At 50.5% G+C, this 2220-nt stretch carries 1 protein-coding gene and 1 pseudogene; both read left to right on the top strand.

All coding sequences use genetic code 11. The features are described 5' to 3' along the window. Positions 1-57: 57 nt before the first annotated feature. Positions 58-926: pseudogene (locus CJP72_RS24440) on the top strand (IS3 family transposase); the annotation flags it as partial. 272 nt (positions 927-1198) lie between these two features. Further along, on the top strand, positions 1199-2220 hold a 1022-nt coding region (locus CJP72_RS24435), incomplete at its 3' end, for an IS110-like element ISEc21 family transposase (protein ID WP_162383833.1).

Here is a 2220-nt window from a genome sequence, read left to right as displayed (position 1 = left end):
AATTTGGCCACCTGAACAGAGGTGATATGCTCACCTCAGAACAATACAGGTGTCCCAATGAAAAAAAGAAATTTCAGCGCAGAGTTTAAACGCGAATCCGCTCAGTTGGTCCTTGATCAGAACTACACCGTTGCAGCTGCGGCCAGTGCTATGGATGTGGGTCTTTCTACCATGACGCGATGGGTAAAACAGTTGCGGGATGAACGACAGGGCAAAATACCTAAAGCCTCCCCTATAACCCCGGAACAGATTGAAATACGTGAGCTGAAGAAAAAGCTACAACGCATTGAAATGGAAAACGACATATTAAAAAAGGCTACCGCGCTCTTGATGTCAGACTCCCTGAACAGTTCTCGTTAATCGGGAAACTCAGAGCGCAGTATCCTGTGGTCACACTTTGCCACGTGTTCGGGGTTCATCGCAGCAGCTACAAATACTGGGGAAAAAGCCCCGCAAAGCCAGACGGCAGGCGGGCTGTGTTACGCAGTCAGGTTCTGGAACTGCATAACATCAGCCATGGCTCTGCTGGCGCAAGAAGTATCGCGATTATGGCAACCCTGAGAGGCTTCAAAATGGGACGCTGGCTTGCCGGAAGGCTCATGAAAGAACTGGGTCTGGTGAGTTGTCAGCAGCCAACCCACCGATATAAACGTGGTGGTCATGAACACATCGCTATCCCGAATCGCCTTGAGCGACAGTTTGCAGTGACAGAACCGAATCAGGTGTGGTGCGGCGATGTGACGTATATCTGGACAGGCAAGCGTTGGGCTTACCTTGCTGTTGTTCTCGATCTGTTCGCAAGGAAACCGGTGGGCTGGGCAATGTCATTCTCACCGGACAGCAAGCTGACCATCAAAGCGCTGGAAATGGCGTGGGAAGCTCGCGGTAAACCAGCCGGAGTGATGTTCCACAGTGACAGTAATAATGCCGGTGTCAGTCTTTACCACCACTCAGTTTGCCGTTTAACCCGATTGGTGTGATTACTGATGCAGTGAAGACCTTCCCGCATCCTGACTCACACAGCGATCGACCTTTTGTGTCCTGCCCTGGACCCGTCGGTTGCCGGAAGCGCCTTCATGCGAGGCATCTCCTCACCGGTGCGCGTGACTCAAGAAGGGCCTGACGGCTTGTCTCATTACTGTCCTGTCCGGGGTATCTGTCTGGAGATTCAATTCTGTTTCCTCACAGGAGCTCTGTCATGGCTGATAAAGTTACCGAAGCCGCCGTTGTGGGTGGCGTGGATACACATAAAGATCTGCACGTTGCCGCTGTCGTTGATCAGAACAATAAAGTCCTGGGGACCCAGTATTTTGCCACAACACGACAAGGTTACCGGCAGATGCTGGCCTGGATGACCTCATTTGGGGCATTAAAGCGAATTGGTGTTGAGTGTACAGGCACCTATGGATCGGGTCTGCTTCGCTATTTGCAGAATGCCGGGTTAGAAGTTCTTGAAGTGACCGCACCAGACCGGATGGAACGACGCAAACGGGGTAAAAGTGACACGATTGATGCTGAGTGTGCTGCTCATGCCGCATTCTCCGGAATAAGAACCGTCACACCCAAAACGCGCAATGGCATGATTGAGTCTCTTCGGGTGTTAAAAACTTGCCGCAAAACAGCGATATCGGCCCGAAGAGTCGCTCTCCAGATTATCCATTCCAATATTATCTCTGCCCCGGATGAATTACGTGAACAGCTCAGAAATATGACGCGCATGCAGCTCATCAGGACTCTGGGATCCTGGAGACCTGATGCCAGTGAATACCGCAATGTTACCAACGTTTATCGCATTTCATTAAAGTCCCTTGCCCGACGCTATCTCGAATTACATGACGAAATCGCTGATCTGGATGTCATGATTGCGGCAATTGTCGATGAGCTGGCACCTGAACTGATTAAACGTAATGCTATTGGATACGAAAGCGCTTCGCAGTTGCTGATCACTGCCGGAGACAATCCCCAACGGTTAAGATCCGAATCAGGTTTTGCGGCACTGTGTGGTGTCAGCCCGGTTCCTGTCTCTTCTGGAAAAACGAACCGTTATCGACTTAATCGGGGTGGAGATCGTGCTGCAAATAGTGCACTTCACATCATCGCTATCGGACGTTTACGAACTGACGATAAAACGAAGGAATATGTTGCCAGGCGAGTAGCTGAAGGACATACAAAAATGGAAGCAATACGCTGTCTGAAGCGCTATATCTCACGCGAAGTTTA

Origin of the sequence: Citrobacter sp. NCU1 (genome assembly GCF_010231475.1) — a bacterium.
Lineage (GTDB): Bacteria > Pseudomonadota > Gammaproteobacteria > Enterobacterales > Enterobacteriaceae > Citrobacter_D.
This window is presented reverse-complemented; position numbering and strand designations above follow the sequence as displayed.